The 1,841-nt window shown below is 57.1% G+C and carries 2 protein-coding genes and 2 tRNA genes; 1 reads left to right on the top strand and 3 read right to left on the bottom strand.

Annotated elements, in window-relative coordinates; all coding sequences use genetic code 11:
• Positions 1-335 precede the first annotated feature (335 nt).
• Together A3730_RS20130 and A3730_RS20125 are read right to left on the bottom strand one after the other, a co-directional pair.
• Positions 336-411: transfer RNA gene (locus A3730_RS20130), tRNA-Gly, on the bottom strand.
• A 33-nt stretch (positions 412-444) separates the two neighbouring features.
• Positions 445-520 (bottom strand) — tRNA-Glu (locus A3730_RS20125).
• Positions 521-705: 185 nt separating this feature from the next.
• On the opposite strand from A3730_RS20125, the gene A3730_RS20120 reads away from it, so the two are divergent.
• A complete protein-coding gene (locus tag A3730_RS20120; protein ID WP_063521304.1) occupies positions 706-1,359 on the top strand; it encodes a glutathione S-transferase family protein in 654 nt (217 codons plus the stop codon).
• A 136-nt stretch (positions 1,360-1,495) separates the two neighbouring features.
• On the opposite strand, the gene A3730_RS20115 is transcribed toward A3730_RS20120, so the two are convergent.
• Positions 1,496-1,841 (bottom strand): GDYXXLXY domain-containing protein (locus A3730_RS20115; RefSeq protein ID WP_197477542.1); only part of this gene is annotated, 346 nt, incomplete at its 5' end.

The following is a 1,841-nucleotide window of genomic DNA, read 5'->3' as shown; positions in this document are numbered from 1 at the left end:
GGCACAGAGGGCGCGCTTTTGAAGGTGTCCCCTAACTGGGATCGAGATATGTCCATCCATCGAAAAAGCGCAACAACGAGTGCGGGCCAGCCTGGATGACCCGAAGCACCCGTTCGGGCATAAAGGCGCGGCCTGAAGCGCACACCTGCTGCGCCTTGCCTCTCGGAAAGGGAACCACCCTGACCATCAAGACAAGACGCAACAGCTGCACGCTTCAGGCCACGCTGAGCATGCAAGGAGTTTTTCAGAGGTTCCTTAGGTGTGGGTCGCGTGTATGCGTGTTGCAGCCGCAGAGCGGCATAAAAAAAGGGACCCGATTGGGTCCCTTTTCTATTTGGAGCGGGAAACGAGATTCGAACTCGCGACCCCGACCTTGGCAAGGTCGTGCTCTACCAACTGAGCTATTCCCGCTTGTCTTGCTGCCAGCTTACGCTAACGAATAAGTGGCGTCCCCTAGGGGAGTCGAACCCCTGTTACCGCCGTGAAAGGGCGGTGTCCTGGGCCACTAGACGAAGGGGACCCGGGCTTGACTTGGTGCGTCAAAGCGGCGCGTAGAATAGGTATCTGCCGGGCAATCGTCAAGGAAAAATTTTGTCGCAGACCATCATTGACCCGAAAAAGTCATGCTGCTCTAGTAATGGCGCGCTATAACCCTGCCGATTCCATCAAATTGGCGAAAAAACATTCATTTATCGGGAGAGAAGTATGTCCATCAAGCTGTACGGGGCCGCCCTGTCACCTTTCGTCCGCAAGACCCGGGTTGCTTTGGCACTGAAAGGAATCGAATTCGAATCCGTCCATGTCGATCCCAACAACCCGCCGGAAGGCTATGAAAAAATCAGCCCCATGAAGCGGATTCCTGCACTGGAAGTGGATGGTCAGTTCCTCGCCGACTCCGCTGCCATTTGTGCCTGGATGGAAAAGACACACCCGCAACCGGCGCTCTACCCCAGCGATGCCATGGAAATGGGGCAGACCATCTGGTTTGAACGTTTCGTGGATTACGACCTGGCCATGCGCTGCACCTTTGCGGTATTCCGTAACCGCGTGGTCATGCGGCTACTCGGCAAGGAATGCGATGAAGACAAAGTCCAGCACGCCCTGACTACCACTATCCCGCCGCTGTTCGCCTATCTGGACAAGGCCCTGGAAGGCCGGAAATTCCTGGTCGGCGAGAGCATGACCGTGGCCGACATCGCCCTGGCCAGCCAGCTGGTCAACTTCAAACACGGCGGCGAAAGCATCGACCCGGCCCACTACCCCAACCTGGCCGCCCACACCGAGCGCATGCACGCCCTGGAACCTTTCGCCAAGACCATCGAGAAAGAGTCCGGGTTTATTCAGAAGGTGATGGGGTGAAGCAATTAACAATGAATAATTAATAGTTAATAACTACGCGCGAAAGCGTGTATAGACCTGCAACGCAAGAGGCCGCGCCCAAGCCATGGACGCGGCCTCTTGCGTTTCAAAAGCAGGAAACCAGGATCGCGCGTTATTAATTATTAATTGCCTTTGTCTCCACCGCCACCAACGCCGCCCGCCCATTCGCTGCCACCTTCACCACCGCCACCGCGCCGTCCCGTAATTCCCGTTCCAATTGCAGTGCTTTTTCCTTGGGGGCGAACAACGCCTCAATACCATACTTCACGGTGTTGCCAGCCCTCCAGGGCTGCCCGGACACGCGCCCCCGCAGGTACAAGCCGGGTTCCGGCTCAGAGGCCTGGGGCTTACCGCCGCGCCACAGCGCTTCGTTCGGTTGTTTTTCCAGAGGCAGGTACACCACCTCGCCAGGCCGTAAATCTGGCGTTTCCACGGTACTGAAGTCATAACCCAGGCGGGCA

Source organism: Alcanivorax sp. HI0044 (genome assembly GCF_001634945.1).
This window is presented reverse-complemented; position numbering and strand designations above follow the sequence as displayed.

Excerpts from the sequence above, each read along its gene's own strand:
- A3730_RS20120 (WP_063521304.1), top strand. The coding sequence starts at position 706 with ATGTCCATCAAGCTGTACGGGGCCGCCCTGTCACCTTTCGTCCGCAAG.